At 66.2% G+C, this 17,900-nt stretch carries 13 protein-coding genes; 8 read left to right on the top strand and 5 right to left on the bottom strand.

Translation table 11 applies throughout. From position 1 onward, the window contains the following. Positions 1–4 precede the first annotated feature (4 nt). From BLU62_RS06990 to BLU62_RS06975, 3 genes are all read left to right on the top strand, one after another. The gene (locus BLU62_RS06990; RefSeq protein ID WP_244278091.1) at positions 5–6,595 is read left to right on the top strand and encodes a putative T7SS-secreted protein; all 6,591 of its coding nucleotides are present in this window, start codon (positions 5–7) and stop codon (positions 6,593–6,595) included. Further along, a complete protein-coding gene (locus tag BLU62_RS06980) occupies positions 6,579–7,022 on the top strand; it encodes an Imm63 family immunity protein (RefSeq protein WP_074848864.1) in 444 nt (147 codons plus the stop codon). The genes BLU62_RS06990 and BLU62_RS06980 overlap by 17 nt, the downstream gene beginning before the upstream one ends. A gap of 119 nt (positions 7,023–7,141) precedes the next feature. Next, positions 7,142–7,645, top strand: a complete 504-nt coding sequence (locus tag BLU62_RS06975) for a nuclear transport factor 2 family protein (protein ID WP_074848863.1) — start codon at positions 7,142–7,144, stop codon at positions 7,643–7,645. Between the two features lie 7 nt (positions 7,646–7,652). Here the strand turns inward: BLU62_RS06975 and BLU62_RS06970 are convergent, their stop codons facing one another. Together BLU62_RS06970 and BLU62_RS06965 are read right to left on the bottom strand one after the other, a co-directional pair. Next, on the bottom strand, positions 7,653–8,135 hold the full coding sequence (locus BLU62_RS06970; protein ID WP_074848862.1) for an SRPBCC family protein: 483 nt from the start codon (positions 8,133–8,135) through the stop codon (positions 7,653–7,655). 31 nt (positions 8,136–8,166) lie between these two features. Then, entirely contained in the window at positions 8,167–8,790 is a 624-nt protein-coding gene (locus tag BLU62_RS06965) for a TetR/AcrR family transcriptional regulator (protein WP_074848861.1), read from the bottom strand. Between the two features lie 77 nt (positions 8,791–8,867). Between BLU62_RS06965 and BLU62_RS06960 the strand changes: the two genes are divergently transcribed. Beyond that, complete coding sequence (locus BLU62_RS06960; RefSeq protein WP_074848860.1) at positions 8,868–9,155, top strand: hypothetical protein; 288 nt, start codon at positions 8,868–8,870, stop codon at positions 9,153–9,155. A gap of 3 nt (positions 9,156–9,158) precedes the next feature. Here BLU62_RS06960 and BLU62_RS06955 read toward each other — a convergent pair whose 3' ends face one another. Beyond that, complete coding sequence (locus tag BLU62_RS06955; RefSeq protein ID WP_074848859.1) at positions 9,159–9,764, bottom strand: TetR/AcrR family transcriptional regulator; 606 nt, start codon at positions 9,762–9,764, stop codon at positions 9,159–9,161. A 609-nt stretch (positions 9,765–10,373) separates the two neighbouring features. Between BLU62_RS06955 and BLU62_RS06950 the strand changes: the two genes are divergently transcribed. The 3 genes from BLU62_RS06950 to BLU62_RS06940 are packed head-to-tail and all read left to right on the top strand — an operon-like array spanning position 10,374 to position 15,214. Next, positions 10,374–11,612, top strand: a complete 1,239-nt coding sequence (locus tag BLU62_RS06950) for an ABC transporter substrate-binding protein (protein ID WP_074848858.1) — start codon at positions 10,374–10,376, stop codon at positions 11,610–11,612. 51 nt (positions 11,613–11,663) lie between these two features. Then, positions 11,664–14,495: a branched-chain amino acid ABC transporter permease/ATP-binding protein gene (locus BLU62_RS06945; RefSeq protein ID WP_074848857.1), complete on the top strand. Its 2,832-nt coding sequence runs from the start codon at positions 11,664–11,666 to the stop codon at positions 14,493–14,495. After that, on the top strand, positions 14,492–15,214 hold the full coding sequence (locus BLU62_RS06940) for an ABC transporter ATP-binding protein (protein ID WP_074848856.1): 723 nt from the start codon (positions 14,492–14,494) through the stop codon (positions 15,212–15,214). The genes BLU62_RS06945 and BLU62_RS06940 overlap by 4 nt, the downstream gene beginning before the upstream one ends. 52 nt (positions 15,215–15,266) lie before the next feature. On the opposite strand, the gene BLU62_RS06935 is transcribed toward BLU62_RS06940, so the two are convergent. Beyond that, positions 15,267–15,833, bottom strand: a complete 567-nt coding sequence (locus BLU62_RS06935; protein WP_074848855.1) for a TetR/AcrR family transcriptional regulator — start codon at positions 15,831–15,833, stop codon at positions 15,267–15,269. Positions 15,834–15,902: 69 nt separating this feature from the next. Here BLU62_RS06935 and BLU62_RS06930 point away from each other — a divergent pair, with 69 nt between their 5' ends. Continuing rightward, positions 15,903–17,348, top strand: a complete 1,446-nt coding sequence (locus BLU62_RS06930) for a carotenoid oxygenase family protein (RefSeq protein WP_074848854.1) — start codon at positions 15,903–15,905, stop codon at positions 17,346–17,348. Positions 17,349–17,632: 284 nt separating this feature from the next. On the opposite strand, the gene BLU62_RS34900 is transcribed toward BLU62_RS06930, so the two are convergent. Beyond that, entirely contained in the window at positions 17,633–17,893 is a 261-nt protein-coding gene (locus BLU62_RS34900; RefSeq protein WP_074848853.1) for a hypothetical protein, read from the bottom strand. Positions 17,894–17,900 lie beyond the last annotated feature (7 nt).

The following is a 17,900-nucleotide window of genomic DNA, read 5'->3' as shown; positions in this document are numbered from 1 at the left end:
GGGCATGTTCGACTTCCTCGAGGACGGCAAGGAGTTCCTCGGGGAAGTGGTCGACGGCGCCACCGACTTCCTCGGCAGCGGCTTGCGCACCGTCGGCCTCGACAAGATCGCGGCCACGGTCGAGGACTTCGGCGACGACGTCGCCAACTCCCTGGGTGCGATGCCCGACGAGCTGGAGCTCGAGCGCACCAACAATCCCAAAGAACTGGTCCTCGGTGACCCGGCCGGGATACGTGAAGTCGCCGGGAAATTCACCGGTTTCGCCGGCAACTTCACCAGCGCCGGGGAGGGGCTACGCGGAATCTCGGCCGGCGACTGGACCGGGGATGGTGCGCAGGGCTTCGGCGACGCCATCGGAAGCCAGGTGCCGAAATGGTTCGCGGCGGCCGAGGCGGCGTCGAAAGCCGCTGCCGCGCTGACGAGCTGGGCCGGCGTTGTCGAGTTCGCCCAGCAGAAGGCGGCCGAGGCGGTCCGTGTGTGGGAGGAGGGTAAGCGCAAGCAGGCCGAGTGGGACGAGAAGCGGAAACAGTACAACGCCGAACTCGACGACTACCAGAACGACCGCCGCGACACCCCGCCCGTTCACCCGGGGCCGGATCCCTGGCCGGGATACCGGGATGAGGCGCGTCGAATACTGAAAGTCGGCCGCGACCACCGCAATTCAGCGGCACCCGGCACGAAGGCAGAGCTCAGCGGCGCCGCGAACCTCGCACCGCCCATGCCGTCGGCATTCGAGCAGGCGCAGATGAGTGCGAAGGACATCGGCACAGCCGGCTTCACCGCCTTCAACCACTTCGAAGCGGGCATGATCGGATCGGTGACCGAGGTCGTCAAAGCCCTCAACATGCTGAACCCGGCCAACATCTACAACGTCACCAACCCCCACCAATACGCGCGCAACACCGCAGGTATGGCAGCCGGTCTCGTGCATCAGGTGGCACATCCCGATGAGTTCGTCCGCGGGTTCATCGGGTCCGGATGGTCGGGTGACCCGTCGCAGGCCCTCGGTAACCTGACCGGCAACATCCTGATGACGGTCGCACCCGGACCCAAGGGCGCATCGGCCCTCACCGCAGGTGTCCGGAACGCACGCCACCTCCCGTCGCCGTCATCGCCGACGCCGCGCATCGATCCGGTGTCGCACGAGACCGGACCGTCGCCGATCGCCCCGCAACCGTCCACGCCCGACATCACGCCCGCAAGTCACAGTGCCACGCCGTCATCCGACCTTCTTGGCAGTGACGGACCTGATCTGCCGATCACGCACGACGGCCCGCCGGTACCGCAGGTCGATGGTTCGACGCCGAGCGCCCAGCCTGACGAGCCGTCCCCGTCACCGTCCTCGGTTCCAGATCAGGGGACTCCGGCCGGTGGGGACGTCGATCCGTCACCCACCCCGACGCCGGACGCACCACCCACACGTCCCGACGCTCCGTCGACCTCACCCGATCAGCCCGTCGGCGGCACCTTCGACACCTCCACACCGTCCGGCACCCATACCGACGGACCCACATCCACCTCGACGACCGAGCCGACCACGACGCCCCGCGGCGACGGCCCGGATCCGACGACCTCCGATCCGGGCAACGGCACGCCGAACTCTCGGCCCCTGGGAGACGACGACCCGCCCGGACCCGACCGCGGTGAGACGACCACGCCGGCGGGCCTCGGCGCAGCTGACAACAACGCGCCGTCCACGACGCCCCACGCCCCGATCGACCAGAACGGTACGCCCAGCGTCGACCGCCACGACCCGCCGTCGACGACCCCGGACGGCGATGCCGCGCAGCCGAACCCGGTCCGGACCGACGACACCGGTGCCACCGACCGCGACGGTGCCCCGGTCACCGGTGGCCCGGAACCAACTCCGGCCAAGTCCGATGGAGACGGGCCCGGACACACCCCGGCCCGCACCGACGAGCCCGCCGGTCAGCACGCGCCGAAGGCAGCCGACGATCGCCCCGGGACTGCGGCACATCCCCCGCGCACCGACTCCGACACCCCGACGCCGGGGGCACGGCCCACGCCCGTGGTGCCGCACGTCGACGCCCCGACCGCCGGACCCCATCCAGGGGTCGACAGCCCGACCCACAACCCGTCTGACGATTCGCCGGCCACCCCGGTCGCGCCGGTGTCCGGACCTCACACGGCACCGACGCCGCACAGCACACCCGACGCCGGACAGTCGAAACCGGCCAACGCACCGGTCAACCCGGCCAGCCCGAACAGATCGGATGCCCCTGCGGCACCACCGCGCACACCCGACTCCGCTCCCGACCGCACCCCGCACACCCGAGCCACACCGGAGACGGTCCCTCCGCGTGACGGTGCCCGGCCGGCACCGTCGAACCTTCACCATGCGCCCGAACCCGCGGTCCGGCACACTCCCGACCGCGACCCGGGACATCCCGCCACCCGGATCACCCCAGAGGAGCGGCCGATCCCGGCGGCGCTGTTTCCGGACCGACCGGCCGCGCCGGACCGATCACCCGCCGCGAACCCGCGTCCTACGACGCCGGATCCCGACTCGTCGCCGCGCCATCCCGACCAACCGAACGGTCCTCATTCCGACACGCCCGAGATCGACCACGACACCCGGGAACCCCACGACCCGGCGAACCCCGGCAGAACCGACGACCACGCGCCGGACCGGGCGGACACCAGCGAGGGCAACGAGACGCCGACGCAATGCCGCAGTAACGGCGAACCGGTCAACGTCGCATCGGGGGAGTACTTCCTGCCGTTGACCGACGTCGAGTTGCCGGGCGTACTCCCGTTGCGTCTGACGCATCGCCACCGTTCGCGCTATCAGTGGGGCCGCTGGATGGGTCCGACCACACCGTCGACCTTCGACGCGCGGGCGATCGTCGGCGACGACCTCGTCACCATCGTCGATGCCGACGGCACGATGACGAACTTCCCCAAGCCCGAAGGCGATTCGGTGTCGCGCAGTGTCAACGCGACCGACTGGGAGCTACGGACCACCCCGACCGGCGGCTATCAGGTCACCCACGTTCGCGACCGCCTGAGCTGGTTCTTCGTCCCGATCCCCGAACTCACCGGGATCGATGTGCGCGCCGGGAGCATTGCGGTGTCGGCGATGACCGACCGCCACCAGAACCGGATCGAGTTCATCTTCGACGAGCGCGGACGGCCCACGGCGGTGGAACACTCGGCCGGCTACCGGATCGACGTACAGTGCGACGGCGCGCGGATCCTCGGCTACCGCCTCACCGCGGGACTGGACGGCTTACCCGTCGATCAGCAGCTCTGCACCTTCGACTACCACCACGGCAACCTCGCGGCGTCGACCAATGCGGTCGGCGGCACAACGTATTTCGGCTACGACGACGCTGCCCGTATGACGTGGTGGCGTGACTCCCTGGGTATGGAGTATTGGAACGCCTACGACGACCTCGGGCGGGTGACCATTCAGTCCGGGATGAACGGGGTGTGGTCGGGGCGGTTCGAGTATCACCTGCGTCCCGACGGCAACGGCTCGTACACCACCTATCGCGATGCCGTCGGCGCGACGACGGTCTACGGCATTGACACCGATGGTCGAGTGCGTCAGGAATCCGACCCCGGCGGGCGGATCACCGCCACCGACTACAACGCCAACCGTCAGCCGCTGTCGATCACCAGCCCAGGCGGTGCTCGTACGGTGCTGCGCTACAACGCGTTCGGCGATGTCGAACAGGTCACGGCACCAGACGGGAAGGTCACCGACGTCGTCTACGCGGGCCCCGGCCGACCGGAACGGATCGTCGAACCGGGCGGCATCACGACACGAATCGGCTACGACGAGAACGGTTCGCCGATCAGCGTCGTCGACAACTCCGGCGCAGTGACCAGCTACACGTACGACGAGCACGGGGCGCTGACGTCGCGCACAGACCCCGACGGGGTCGTCGTGCGATACCGCAACAACGCTGCCGGCCTTCCGGTCACGATCTCGGACACGCTCGGCAACACCACACGGATCAGTTACGACGGCTTCGGGCGGCCGACCGAGGTCGTCGATGCCGAAGGCGCACGGACGGTTGTCACCTACGACGCGATGGGTAACCGGACGAGTGTCACGGCGCCGGACGGCGGTCAGTCGCGGTGGGAGTACGACGGCGAAGGCAACTGCGTCGCGTACACCGATCCCGTCGGCGCGGTGACCCGGTGGGAATACGGGCATTACGACCTACCGGTCGCACGCATCGACGCCGACGGTTCGCGCACCGAGTTCAGCTACGACGCCACACGTCGCCTGATCGCGGTCACCAACCCCGACGACTTGGTGTGGACCTACACCTACAACGCCGACGGCACGCTGGCGTCGGAGACCGACTTCAACAACGCGACGACGACCTACACCTACGACGGTGAGGGGCGACTGGCGTCACGCACGAACGCTACCGGGCAGGCGGTGTTCTTCACCTACGACGCTGCCGGACGCCTGATCAGCGACAGGACTGCCGACCCGAACAATGCCGACCTCGACGGGGAGACAACGGAATACAGCTTCGATGCGGCGGGGCGACTGGACGCTGCGACCGGTGCCTTCGGACGCTGGCACACGAACTACACGGCCGCGGGTTTACCCCAGCTCACCGGTGTTCACGACGGTCAGCGCGACTGGATCATCGAATCCGCCTGGACCGGCGCCGGACGACTGGCGTCGCTGACCTCGCCGACCGGCGTCAGCACGCGGTACGGCTATGATCCGCGAGGTGTCCTCGACTTCCTGTCCAGTGCGGGACGCTCCTGCGACATCACCACCAGCGCGACCGGGCGGGAACAGCGTCGGCGCTTCGAAGGTGCAGCGATCGATTCGACGTGGGATCCGGTGGGACGTCTCACCGGACGTTCCGTCATCGCTGTCGCTGAGCGTCCGGCGGCGCTGAACCTCGGACTTGGTGCAGCGAGCGTGGGGGAGAAGCGGCCCGACCGAACAGTTGCGGCCGCGGAGTACAGCTACCGCTCCGACGGGATTCTCGCCGCGTCGACGTCGACACTGGGTGCCGGTCGGACTGACTATCGGGTCGATGTGCTCGGGCGGGTCGTCGAGGCCACGAGTCCCGCCGGGTCCGAGCAGTTCTCGTACGACGCGACGGGCAACATCACCGACTACGCGTCCACAACCCTGAGCAGCGGTAGCCCGGAGGCGCGTGGCAATGCTGGACCTCCGCTCCCGCACGAGCGAGGCCAAGCTCAGCCCCCGCCCCTTGAGGTGCGAGGCGCCAGCGCCCCTCTGCTCCCTGAGGTGCGAGGCGACGCCCCGCCCCCGCTCCCTGAGGTGCGAGGCGACGCCCAGCCCCCGCTCCCTGAGGTGCGAGGCGCTAGCCGAGCCTCGAAGGGCTCGAAGGGCCGCCGCCGTTACTCCGGCACCCTCCTCGTGGACGACGGTCGCACGTCATACCGCTATGACGCTGCGGGTCGCGTCATCTCGATGAGTCGTCGTCGGCTGTCGCGCAAACCAGATGTGTGGCAGTACGTCTGGGATGCCCACGATCACCTGCGGTCGGTGACCACCCCGGACAGGACGGTGTGGACCTACACCTACGACCACGTGGGACGACGACTGTCGAAGACCAACCAGTCGACCGGCGAGACCACGCGCTTCCATTGGCACGGGGAGCACCTCGTCGAGCAGACCGACGTCGTGCCCGACGACGATCAGTGGCTGCAGGCCACCACCTGGACCTATTCACCGGCCGCGTATGCACCGCTGGCGCAGACAACTACTTCTGAGCCGATTGGCCTCACAGACGTCGACTCCTCCGAAGCAGCCGATCAGGACCGCGAGTTCAGCCTCAACCTCGGCAACGACACCCCTGCTGCGCCACCCTCGGCGCGCCGTTGGACGCAGTCCGAGATTGATCATGAGTTCTTCGCGATCGTCACGGACCAGATCGCCTCGCCGACCGCGCTGGTTGACCCGGGCAGCGGGGAGGTCGCGGGTCGATCAGTCCGGACCCTTTACGGCGAAACCGCTTGGACGGGCGTATCAACGCCATGGTCGTATCCGGGCCAGTATGTCGACGCCGAGTCGGGTCTGCTTTACAACCGGCACCGCTACTACCACCCTGAGTCCGGCCGCTTCCTCAGCCCTGACCCGTTGGGTCTAGCGCCGGCGCCGAACCCACATACCTACCCTGGCAATCCGACGGTGACTGCTGATCCGTCAGGGCTCTCGCCTACTGCAGGATGCGGGGACGCCAACAGTCACGGATCCCGAAGTCCAGGAAAAGAGATAGCGCGTTCGCCATGGCCCGACAACGACGGTTTCATGCACCCTCCAGTTGAAACAGTCCTTCAACCTGGCCACTTGATTGACCGATATGGTTCGGAGTATGGACGATTCGTTGCCGAACCCGGCACGCCGTTACCGAAGCGGTCTATGCGCTTAGGGGCAGAGAAGGCGGACTATCGTGTGTACAAAGTTCTGAAACCATTGACCGTGAAATCGGGAATTGCCGGACCGGCTTTCGGTAAAGGAGGTGGCGGTGTTCAGCACGCGCTCCCAAATATTGTGGCAAATCTTGTAGAAAGTAAGCATCTTCGCCTAGTTGAAGAGAGGTTGTTCGATGACGGAGACCGGTGAAGACCCTCAGTCCCGGTTCGATGGCCTGAAGTCACGACTAAACGAAACCGTTCAACGTTTCGAGGACGTCACTGGCGAGAAAGTCCGTCCAACGGAGCTCCCTGGCGAGTTTGCTGACAGTCCTGGCGGATTTTTGAGCGTTGACTCGAAGGGCATCTACAGATTTGAGATTAGGGAAAGAGGTGAACCTGTTGTTCAGATTGTTTCTGACCGGATGGACGACGTCGTGTTTGCCGTAATGAATAATATCGCCAGAAGTCATGCTCAAAGTGCTGCCCTGCACGACCCGGACTATGAAACCGTCATGGACGCTCGAAAACTGTGGTTCCCTCGGTGGAGCGAATTGATGCACTCTCTTTCTCCAGGGTGGGGTCGGCGCACCGATCTTGAAATCAGTGAAATCCTAAGGTCGTATCCGTTCGACTGAACGCCTCGGCGTGCCCAGCGCAGTGTAGATGCGTCGGGCCAAGTGCGCCGCGAAAGCAACTTCGGTCGCGACCCAGTCAAGTCCGACTTTCAGACGGTCTGAGATTCTATGGTGGACCAATGGATCTCGACGCGACCCATTGCCTCGTCGACCTCGCCCGCATCGAAGCCATCAAGCAGCTGAAGTACCGCTACTGGCGAGCATGTGATGCGAGGGACGTCAACGGTTTTCGCAGTTGCTTCATCGCACGCGGAGCACGGATCGACTACGGCCCACTCGGCACCTTCGACGACGCGGAGCCGATGGCGAAGATCTTCGAGCAGATAGCGCTGCACAAGGTCGACGGCCAGTACGTCATCTTCGACATGCACCACGGCTTCCATCCCGACATCACGCTGACCTCGGAGACGACGGCGACTGGTCGCTGGACGCTGAAGTTCCGTCAGGTGAACCTGATCGAGCGCACGGAAACCGTGATGGCCGGGGAGTACGACGACGACTACGTCGTTGAGGACGGCGAGTGGAAGATGGCTGCCAGCAGACTGACCGAACGATGGTCACTACGGCGCCCCCTTGGCGACGACTGCACGGTGCATGCGGGGACGTTCGCCGACCCGGCCTGAACAGGCCTCAGGCCGGCTGCCGGACCATCACCGCCAGCCGTTCGAGGGTTTCCGTCATACCCTGCCGCAGATCGGTCTTGCGGTCTTTGAGTCCATAGAGCGTGCCGATCAGGAACCACCCGAATGCGTTGAGCGGCTCGGTCACTTCGTACGATTCGGTGACGGTCGTGCCCGTCGCGTCAGGCTCGAAGCGGTAACTCCACCGCAGAGTGCCGCCGATCCACTCCGTCCGTTCGAAGGCGAACGCACGCCCACGGTCGGCGACCGTGACGACGGGTTTGTTGAACCAGTCCGGTCCGCGGCCGGCGCTGTTGCGGGCCCGGAATCTGACTCCGACGGCCGGACCGGTGGCCCCGTCGAGCCACTTCACATCCGCTATCTCCGAGGACAACTCGGGTGTGCGCGTGACGTCGGAGACGATGTCGTACAGCTCTTGGGGGCTCGCGTCGATGTGGCGCGACACCGAGTCGCTGGTGAGATCCTGACGCATGATGTTCCTTCCTGAGTGCCCCGAGACTCGCTCAGGGCGAATAGTGACGCACCCACATCTGCAGGGCGTCGTCGAGTAGCCGCGTGTACGAACCGGATTCGTAGCTCGCGCCCGGTTCATTCGACATCTGCTGCGAACCGATGCCCGAGACGACCGATGTGAGGAGGCGCAAGGCAGCCTCGGAGTCGGCAGCTGGACTCAGTTCACCGCGTGCGACCGCGGTGGTCAGGTCCTCCCGAGCTTTGTCGACGATCGCCCGCGCCGGAGCGAACGCCGCTTCGCTCGGCTCGAAACCGGGAACCGGCCGCCAGAACAACAGCGCCGCCAGGCCCGGTTCGGTCATCGACCAGCGGATGATCGCCCGTGACTGTTCGAGCAGTTGATCCAACCCGGGCTCACGGCTGAGTCGTGCGTCATCGACGTACCGACTCAGATCGACATTTCCCATCTCGAACAGCATGTCGTACAGGGCGTTCAGCGACGGGAAGTACTTGTAGAGCGACGGGGGTCGCATCTGCATCCGCCGAGCGATCTCGGATATGGACACCGCTCCCGCTCCCTGCTCGGCGATGATGTCGCGAGCATGGCCGACAGCCTCGTCGATAGTCGTCTGCCGACGATCGGACTTTCGCGATGAGCTATAGGCTGTAGCCATAGCTAAAGGATATAGCTGCTGGTGGCGCAGAACAATGGTTGCGGCGGAGAATCTCGTGTCCATGGCACCTTGGACCTATGACGGATCCGGAGCACACCCCCGACGGCCACTACGTGGTGATCAATGGTCGCAAGTGGCGTGCGACGGATCCGCTCATCCCGGACGAGCGACGGTCCGAACTGCAGTCGATCCTCATGGCCTGGCGACGGGACGTGAAACGGACACAGGGTGCCCCCGAATCGCGAGCCGGCGTCCAGGCCGCGAAAGTCGCGTTGGGGGAGCGCGGTACTCCTTGGTGGGAGCAGACCGACGACGAGCGTCGCGCGCGCTGGGAGAACGAGGTGCCGCGACCGGACGACGCTTGACGCTCAGCGAGGGACGATCGATTCGGCCGCGTATCGTCCTGCGCGCTCGAATGTTTCGGTGATGTCGAGTTCGGGATCGATCCGCCAGTAGCGCATCGTCGACAGGTAGATCGCCGCGACCATCTGCGCCAGGAACTCCACCGGATGATCAGTGCGCAGATCGCCTTGTTCCAGGCCGGGCTCCAACAGGCGCCGCACCTGCGTGGTGAAGAGATGACTGCGCTCGCCAAGGCCCTCCGACGCCGTCGCCAGACGCTCGATCTCCCCGGTCACCACACGCATGTAGTCGGGATCGGAAAGCGATGACTGCGCGAAGTCGATGAACACGCCGACCACCCGGTCGTGGGTGCTGACCGGTCGTCGCAGCATCGAGTCGACGACCCGCCCGAAGACGCCCATGAGTTCGGCGTACAGCGCACCGACGAGGTCGTCCTTGCTGGGGAAGTAATTGAAGAAGGTCGCGCGGGAGACCTCGGCTCGCTCGGCGATCTCCTCGACCGTCGCATCGGTGCCGCGGGTCGCGAGGAGTTCACGGGCGGCAACCAGCAACCGGTCGCGGGTCTGTTGTTTGTTCCGTTCACGACGTCCAACGGGCGCAACCTCCGTCATCGGTGTGCCTCCGTCGGGTCGTCGAGCGGTCGGGTAGCGGCCTAGGGACCAATTCTTACATTCGGCCACCGATTTCTGGATGGTGGTCTAACTTTTGCCTTGAAGTCCAGTGTGATGTAGGACACGGTGACCTCGATACGCGGCGTCCTCGCTGCGCTCGGTCGACGCTACTCGGCCAGCAGGGTGGGGCGGCTGCCGTGTTCGCGGTTGCTCCTACCCGGCCAGCAGGGTGGGGCGGCTGCCGTGTTCGCGGTTGCTCCTACTCGGCCAGCGGGGTGGGGCGGCTGCCGTGTTCGCGGTTGCTTCTACTCGGCCAGCGGGGTGGGGCGGCTGCCGTGTTCGCGGTTGGCGCCACGCGGCTAGCGGGTCGCAGTGTTCGCGGTTGGCGCTCCTCGGCCGGCTGGGCGGGTGGCGTCAGTTGACGTGCGTTTCGCACGTGAGATCCGGAAGACGCTGTGCTGCAACTGAACTGGAGCGTCACAGACTTTCCCGAAAGCACTCATACCCGACATCATCCGGGTTTACAGTCACCACGACGCCGACCACAGTTCACCACCTGCTCACGGAGCACCTCCGGGCGGGCGTCAACTCCTATCGAAGGGATCGCAGTTGAAATCACCAGTTGCTCTCAGACGGATCGTCCGCACGACCGCCGTCCTCGGCTGCGCGAGCGTCCTGACTCTCGGCACGCTCACTGCATGCGCCGACGACAGTTCCGACAGCTCGAGCGCTGGTGAGACCAGCTCGCTACCCAGCAATGCGGCGACCGACGACCCGATCAAGGTCGGGTTCATCACGCCCGAGGGTGGTGCGGTGACGACGCCGATGGTCCGCGAGGGTGGCGAAGCCGCTGTCGAGTTCCTGAACAACAACGGTGGCGGCATCGGCGGGCACAAGATCGATCTCGTGGTGTGCAAGCAGCAGGAAGAGCCGGCCTCGGCGACCAAGTGCGCCAATCAGATGGTCGAGGAGAAGGTCTCGGTCGTGGTGTCGCCGCTCGGCGCCCAGGGTGCGGTCATGCTGCCGATCATCGCCGGCGCGGGCATCCCCTTCGTCGCGCAGGCACCGGTCTCGCAGGCCGAGATGGCCACGCCCGGTTCGTTCATGCTGTCCGGCGGCATCGTTGCCGTGATGGCGGGCCAGGCCGCCACCGCCGCCAAGGACGGACTGAAGAAGGTCACCGTCATCATCGGTGACTCCGGCGATGCCGCGGCCTCGGTGAAGGCTCTCGGCGAGCCGATGTTCAAGCGGGCCAACGTCGAACTGAACGTCGTCTCCATCCCGGTGGCCGCCGCCGACCTGACCCCGCAGATCACCGCAGGCCTCGCCGACAACCCCGACGCGGTCAGCATCCTCGGCGACTCGCGCCAGTGCATTTCGGTCCTCAAGACCCTGCAGACCGTCGCACCAGAGGCCACCAAGTACCTGATCGCCAGCTGCATCGACAAGCCGGTCCTCGACGCCGTCGGCAACGAGGCCGTGTCCGGGTCCAAGGCGTTCACCACCGTCAACCTCAGCTCCGACGACCCGAGCGTCACCCAGTACCGCAGCGTCATGGCGCAGTACGCACCCGACACCGATCCCGCCGGCCTGGCCTACATCGGCTACCAGGTCGTCGCCGCGCTCGGTGAACTCAACGGCCTCGAGGGAACCGTCGACGCCCAGACGTTCAAGAAGGCACTGTCCGAGGCCAAGGACGTTCCCCTGCCGGCCGCTCCGGGCATCACGTTCACCTGCAACGGTCAGGCCTTCCCGCCGCTGACGTCGTTGTGCAGCAAGGCGATCCTGGTCAGCGATGTGACCGCCGACGCCAAGCTCGAGAACACCGTCGCCACCAACACCAACTGATTCCGAACAGATCGGGGCCGCGTCTGGGCGCGGCCCCGATCGAGGAGTTCCATGACCGACCATCTCGCGTTCCTGATCCTCGGCCTCGGCAACGGGGCCGTTTTCGCCGCACTCGGTCTCGCTCTGGTGATGACCTTCAAGAGTTCCGGCGTGGTCAACTTCGCCACCGGCGCCGTCGCCCTCTACGCCGCATACACCTACGCCTTTCTGCGGAAAGGGGAACTCCTCAACCCCATCCCCGGCTTCCCGTCGACCATCGACCTCGGATCAGATGTGGGAGTCGCTGTCGCCCTGCTGATCTCCGTGGTGATCGCGGCGATCCTGGGCGTCCTCCTGTACCTGCTGGTCTTCCGCCCGATGCGGGCCGCACCGGCCCTGGCCAAAGCGGTCGCGGCCATCGGTTTGATGCTGGTCATCCAGGCGCTCATCGCCCTGCGGGTGGGGGAGAACACCCCGAGCGTCGGACCCATCTTCAAGGTCGACACATTCAAGATCGGATCCAGTGCGGTGCCGACGGACCGCCTCCTGCTCGCGGTCGTCATCGTCGGTCTGGCAGTCTGCGCCGGATTGGTGTTGCGCTACACCCGATTCGGCGTCGCCACCGAGGCCGCCGCGGAATCGGAGAAGGGTGCTCTCGTCACCGGCCTCTCACCGGACCGCATCGCGATCGCCAACTGGGCGCTGTCCTCGGCGACCGCGGGGCTGGGCGGCGTGCTCATCGCCCCGATCGTGCCCCTGAACCCGGTCGCCTACACGATGTTCATCGTGCCGGCACTGGCCGCCGCACTCGTCGGCAACTTCACCGCGATCTCGGTGACCGTCGGCGCGGGACTCGTCATCGGCATGCTCCAGTCGGAGGCCACCAAACTCCAGGCGATCTGGGACTGGATGCCCGACACCGGTGTCGCCGAGGCGGTTCCGCTGATCCTGATCATCGGGTTCCTCCTGATCCGCGGTCAGCCGCTGCCCGGACGGGGAGCGGTCATCCGCCAGGATCTCGGCCGCTCGCCTCGTCCCGAACACTTGCTGGTCCCCGGGATCATCGGCGTTGTCATCGCCGTGATCGCACTGCTCACCACCTCCGGTTCTCTACGCCTGGCGGTGATTGCCACGATGATCTACGGGATCATCGCGCTCTCTCAGGTCGTGGTCACCGGGTATGCCGGGCAGGTGTCGCTGGCCCAGCTGACCCTGGCGGGCGTCGGTGCGTACGCGCTGAGCAGGCTGACCGAGGGTCTCGATCTGCCCTTCCCGATCGCACCTCTTCTCGCCGCCTGTGCCGCGATGGTCATCGGCGTGATCGTCGGACTGCCTGCCCTCCGCGTGCGTGGCCTGCCGCTGATGGTCGCGACGCTCGCGCTCGCGGTGTTCTGCGAGGCATTCTGGTTCCGCAACCCATCGCTGAACGGCGGCCTGCAGGGCGCGCCGGTCGATTCGCCGTCGATCTTCGGCATCGACCTCGGTATCGGTGCGGGCGAGGGCTATCCGCGTCTCGCGTTCGGCATCCTGTGCCTCGTCGTCCTGACGGTCGTCGCCTACGGAGTCGCCGCGCTGCGTCGAAGTGGTCTGGGCGCATCGATGCTCGCGGTCCGCGCCAACGAGCGGTCCGCGGCGGCAGCCGGTATCAACGTCGGCGTCACCAAGCTCATCGCCTTCGCGATCGGCTCCTTCCTCGCCGGACTCGGCGGCGCGCTACTGGCCTACCAGCAGACCTTGGCGACAGCCGGAACCTATGCGGTCTTCGCCGGCATCGGACTCTTCGCGGTCACCTATGTCGCCGGCGTGACGTCGATCTCCGGCGCGTTGCTGGCGGGCGTCATCGCACCCGGTGGCGTGATGTACTTCGTCGCCGACAAATACGGCTCCTTCGGCGACTACTACATGCTCGTCAGCGGAATCCTGTTGGTGCTCACCGTCGTCACCAGTCCCGACGGCCTGGTCGGCTACCTCCACAAGCTGCCGTACCCGGGTCATCGCGGCACCCCACGCCGGTTGAGCCGACACCGAGCGAAGCGAGGCGTCGCGTCGAAATCGTCGACGGAACAACCGGTCGACGTGCCTGCGACGCCGACCACCGACGTCACGGCGCCGCCGACCGGCTCGGTGGTCCTCTCGGTCCGCGACGTCACCGTTCGCTACGGTGCGGTCACCGCAGTCCGCGACGTCGGCTTCGACGTCCGGGCCGGCGAGATCGTCGGTCTGATCGGCCCGAACGGGGCAGGCAAGACCACGCTGATCGACGCGATCAGTGGATTCGCACCTGCCGAGGGATCCGTCGTTCTCGAGGGATCGGCGATCGACGGACTGGCACCGCATCGTCGCAGTCGTGCCGGACTCGGCCGCACCTTCCAGGACATCGAGCTCTACGGCGAGCTGTCCGTCGCCGAGAACCTGGCGATCGCGGCACGACGCGCACCCGGTGACACATCGGAGAACGTGAGCAACGTCCTGCAGATGCTCGAGATCGGCCATCTCAGGGACGTTCCGGCGGCCGACCTGTCCCAGGGTCAGCGGCAGCTGGTCGCGGTAGCCCGGGTCCTGGCCGGTCAACCCAGGGTCGCGCTCCTCGACGAACCTGCTGCCGGACTCGACAGCACCGAGAGTCGCTGGCTGGGCGACCGTCTGAGAGCGGCACGCGCACATGGCGTCTCGATGGTCCTGGTCGATCACGACATGGACCTCGTCCTGAGTCTGTGCGACCGGGTGATCGTGCTCGACCTCGGCGAGGTGATCGCCGACGGCACACCCGACGAGATCCGCAACTCGCCTGCCGTGGTGGGCGCCTACCTGGGGACACCCTCGTCGGCGATGGTGGCTCCCGACGGGACTGCGGAGTCCGAAGCCGCACAGGCGAATTCCGAGGTAGTGAAGGAGATGTCGTGACGGTGCTGGAATGCCACGGCCTCGACGCCGGATACAGCCGCGGGAACCCGTGCGTCCACGGACTCGAGTTGTCGGTGAACCCGGGAGAGATCGTTGCCCTGCTCGGACCGAACGGTGCCGGCAAGACGACCCTGCTGACCACGCTCGCCGGCCTGCTCCCGCGGCTCGACGGTGAGGTCACGGTCGCGGGTCAGTCCGTTCGCCCGGGCGATGCGCGCGCCGCAGTCCGCGCCGGTCTCGTGCTGGTGCCCGACGACCGTGCACTGTTCCGCCGCCTGACCACCCGCCAGAACCTCCAGCTGGCAAGCCGATTGCGCGGCAAACCGCGAGCGGAGGCCCTCGACAAGGCGCTCGAGCACTTCCCGTCGCTGACCAAACGCCTGTCGGTGGCGGCCGGGGATCTCTCGGGTGGTGAACAGCAGATGCTCGCCATCGCCCGTGCGCTGCTGCAGAACCCGAAGGTCCTGCTCATCGACGAACTGAGCATGGGTCTCGCTCCCATCGTCGTCGAATCGATCCTGCCCGTCCTCCGCGACGTCGCCGACAGCGAACAGACCGCGGTGATCCTCGTCGAACAGCATGTCCGGCTGGCTCTCGGCATCGCAGATCGTGCCGTGGTGCTGGTCCATGGCGAAGTCGGCCTGGAGGATTCGGCCTCGGCGCTCGCCACCGACATCGAGCGGATCGAGGAGGCCTACCTTGGGACGGCACGCGCGTAGACGTCCACGGAAGCGCGTCGGCGACTCGTCGACCGTCGCGCCCGAGGCCGGCTCAGGCGGTCTCGGGCTGCGGCCGGTAGATGGCGTCGGTGATGCGGTTGGCGATGTCGGCGTGGGTGAGAAACCGGGCGGGGGACAGCAGCTCGGCGCACACGGCGCTGACCATGAACTCGACGGCGGCCTCGGGGCTGGGGGACAGGTACCTGGCCACGGGTGATTCGGTGATGAAAGCCAGCGCGCGGTCGGTCACGATGTCGATCAGTGTCGGATGGCCCTCATGCCGGATCAGCCAGGGCGTCAACGACGCCGCGTCGTACCGCAGAGCGGCCTGGACCAGTTCGTTGTTGGCGTTGTAGTCCAAGACCTCGCGGACGAGCATGTAGATCGTGTCCCGCGGGTCGTCGGCGAATCGCAGGCGGCTCAACATGACCCGTTCGAGCGCATCGAGCTCCGAGGAGACGATGGCCGAGAGCAGCTGGTCGCGCGAGGCGTACCGGCGGTAGATGGTGGCGCGGCTGATGCCGGCCTCCTTCGCCACGGCAGCCAGGGTGAGCGCGCCGACGCCGACTCGACGCGCAACGGCGCGTGCCGCACTCGTCAGGTCTTCGCCGCTGGACATTCCGCCATCCTAGAACACCGTCCTGCGACACCCTTGCCCAATTTGTCTCACGTGTGAGACTCTTCAGTCATGTCTGTATCAGACCTGACCCGGACGAGTACACGCGAGACCGACGGAGAATCCCCGTGGGATTCTCAGCACGAAGAGTTCGACTACGTGGTCGACGACATCGATGGCGAGATCCCGCAGTCCCTGCGTGGCGTCCTGTACCGGATTGGTCCGGGACGCTTCGAGATCGGTGGGCACCCGATGACCCACATCTTCGACGGAGACGGGATGGTGTCCCGTCTCGACATCTCGTCAGACGGGGTTCACTACCGGAATCGGTACGTCCGCACGCGCAGTTTCAAGCGCGCCAACGAGACCCGTCTCCCGCCGAAGGGGTTCAACACCCAGCGGGTCGGCGGTCCGCTGGCGAATGTCCTCAAGTTCCCCGAGAACATGTCCAACACCAGCGTTCTCGTCCACGACGACGTTCTCTACTCCCTCTGGGAGGGCGGCCGACCGCACCGCCTCGACGCCGAGACACTCGAGACCTACGGCAGCGAATCCTTCGACGGCGGGCTGAAACGCCTCGGCGCGTTCTCCGCGCATCCGAAGATCGATCCGCGCACCGGCGAGGTGTTCAATTTCGGGCTCGACTTCTTCCCGCGTCCGATGCTCCGCTGCTACCGCCTGGACAAGTCGCGTCGCCTGCACAGCGTCGGAACGGTGCCCATCCCGAAGCTCGGCTTCGTCCACGACTTCGCACTGACCGAACGTCATCTCGTGTTCGTCCTCGGGCCGCTCGTCGTCAGCCGGCCCATCCCGGTCGCGCTCGGGTTGCGGCCGTTCGGCGAGGCGCTGTCGTACAAACCGGAGTTGGGCACGACCATCGTCCTCGTACCGCGTGACGGCGGAAAAGCCACACGCATCGAGACGGATTCACTGTTCCACTTCCATGTGGCGAACGCCTACGAAGCCGGACCCGAGACCGTCGTCGACATCGTCGCCCACGACGCGACCGGCGGATGGACGCAGTGGAACAACTACCTCTGTAACTTCCGCGACAGCCCCGGCCCGGCGTTCGGCGGTACTCTCACCCGCCTGCGCATCAATCGCAACACCGAGGCGGTGACGCGCGAACAGCTCAACGAACTCGGTTGTGAGTTCCCGCAGGTGGATCCGCGGCTCGTGACCACCGCACACCGCTACACGTATTTGGCTGAGGCCTCCGTACGCGGTGGCGACCCCGATTCGATCACCACCGTCGACACGACGACCGGCGTCGCCGACAGGTACACCTCAGCTGACAACACCGTCTGCGAACCGCTGTTCGCCGAGGACCCCGAGAACCCGGGCGAGGGTCGCGGCTGGTTGCTCAGCCTCGAACACCGGCCGTCGGACAAGCGTTCCCGGTTGGTCGTGCTGAACGCCGAACGTCCGAGCGCGGGACCGGTCGCCACCGCGACGCTCCGGAATCACGTGCCCATGACGTTTCATGGGGCGTACAAGCCCTGGTCATCCAGTTGTTGAGGTGTGTGAACCGCGGCATGGCTGCGATTCTCGTCCCCGTGAAGGGCTTCGGAGGGCGGATTGCCCTCCGCTGGGTCTGAGGGGGATGCGTTTCGCGCCAGGTCGGATCTGCCGTGCCAGCGGACCAGCAATAGGTTTCGTCTGGCGAAATTTTTTGCTCAACGCAACCCGGCGAGGTGGGTGAGCAGGATTGGTGCCTCGTCGAAATGAAGTCGCGGGCGACTTCGATGCGGCTCAACGACTTCGATCGAGGTCGTGCAACCGGGTTGAGTTCGCACGCGACATCAATCCGGGTGCGCGCCGACCGCTACCCCTCGAGATAACTCGCGCGCGGCTTTCATCGCTTCGGTCCGGCGTCGTAACAACTGTTCCGCGGCGTTCCGGTCGTAGTCGCATTCCCAGGTGATGTTGTCGACTCCCTCCGCGTAGCGGTTGTCGATGCCGTGCTGGTCTTCGATGAAGCACCCGAACATGTGCTTGCGAAACAGATCCGACAGTCGGACCGTCTGATTGATGAGCTTGTCCAGCGACCAGACGCACGACACGTTCTCG

It is taken from the genome of Gordonia westfalica (assembly GCF_900105725.1).
In the GTDB taxonomy this organism is placed as follows: Bacteria; Actinomycetota; Actinomycetes; order Mycobacteriales; family Mycobacteriaceae; genus Gordonia; species Gordonia westfalica.
Note: the sequence above shows the minus strand (reverse complement) of the source record. Positions and strands in the feature narration are given on the sequence as shown.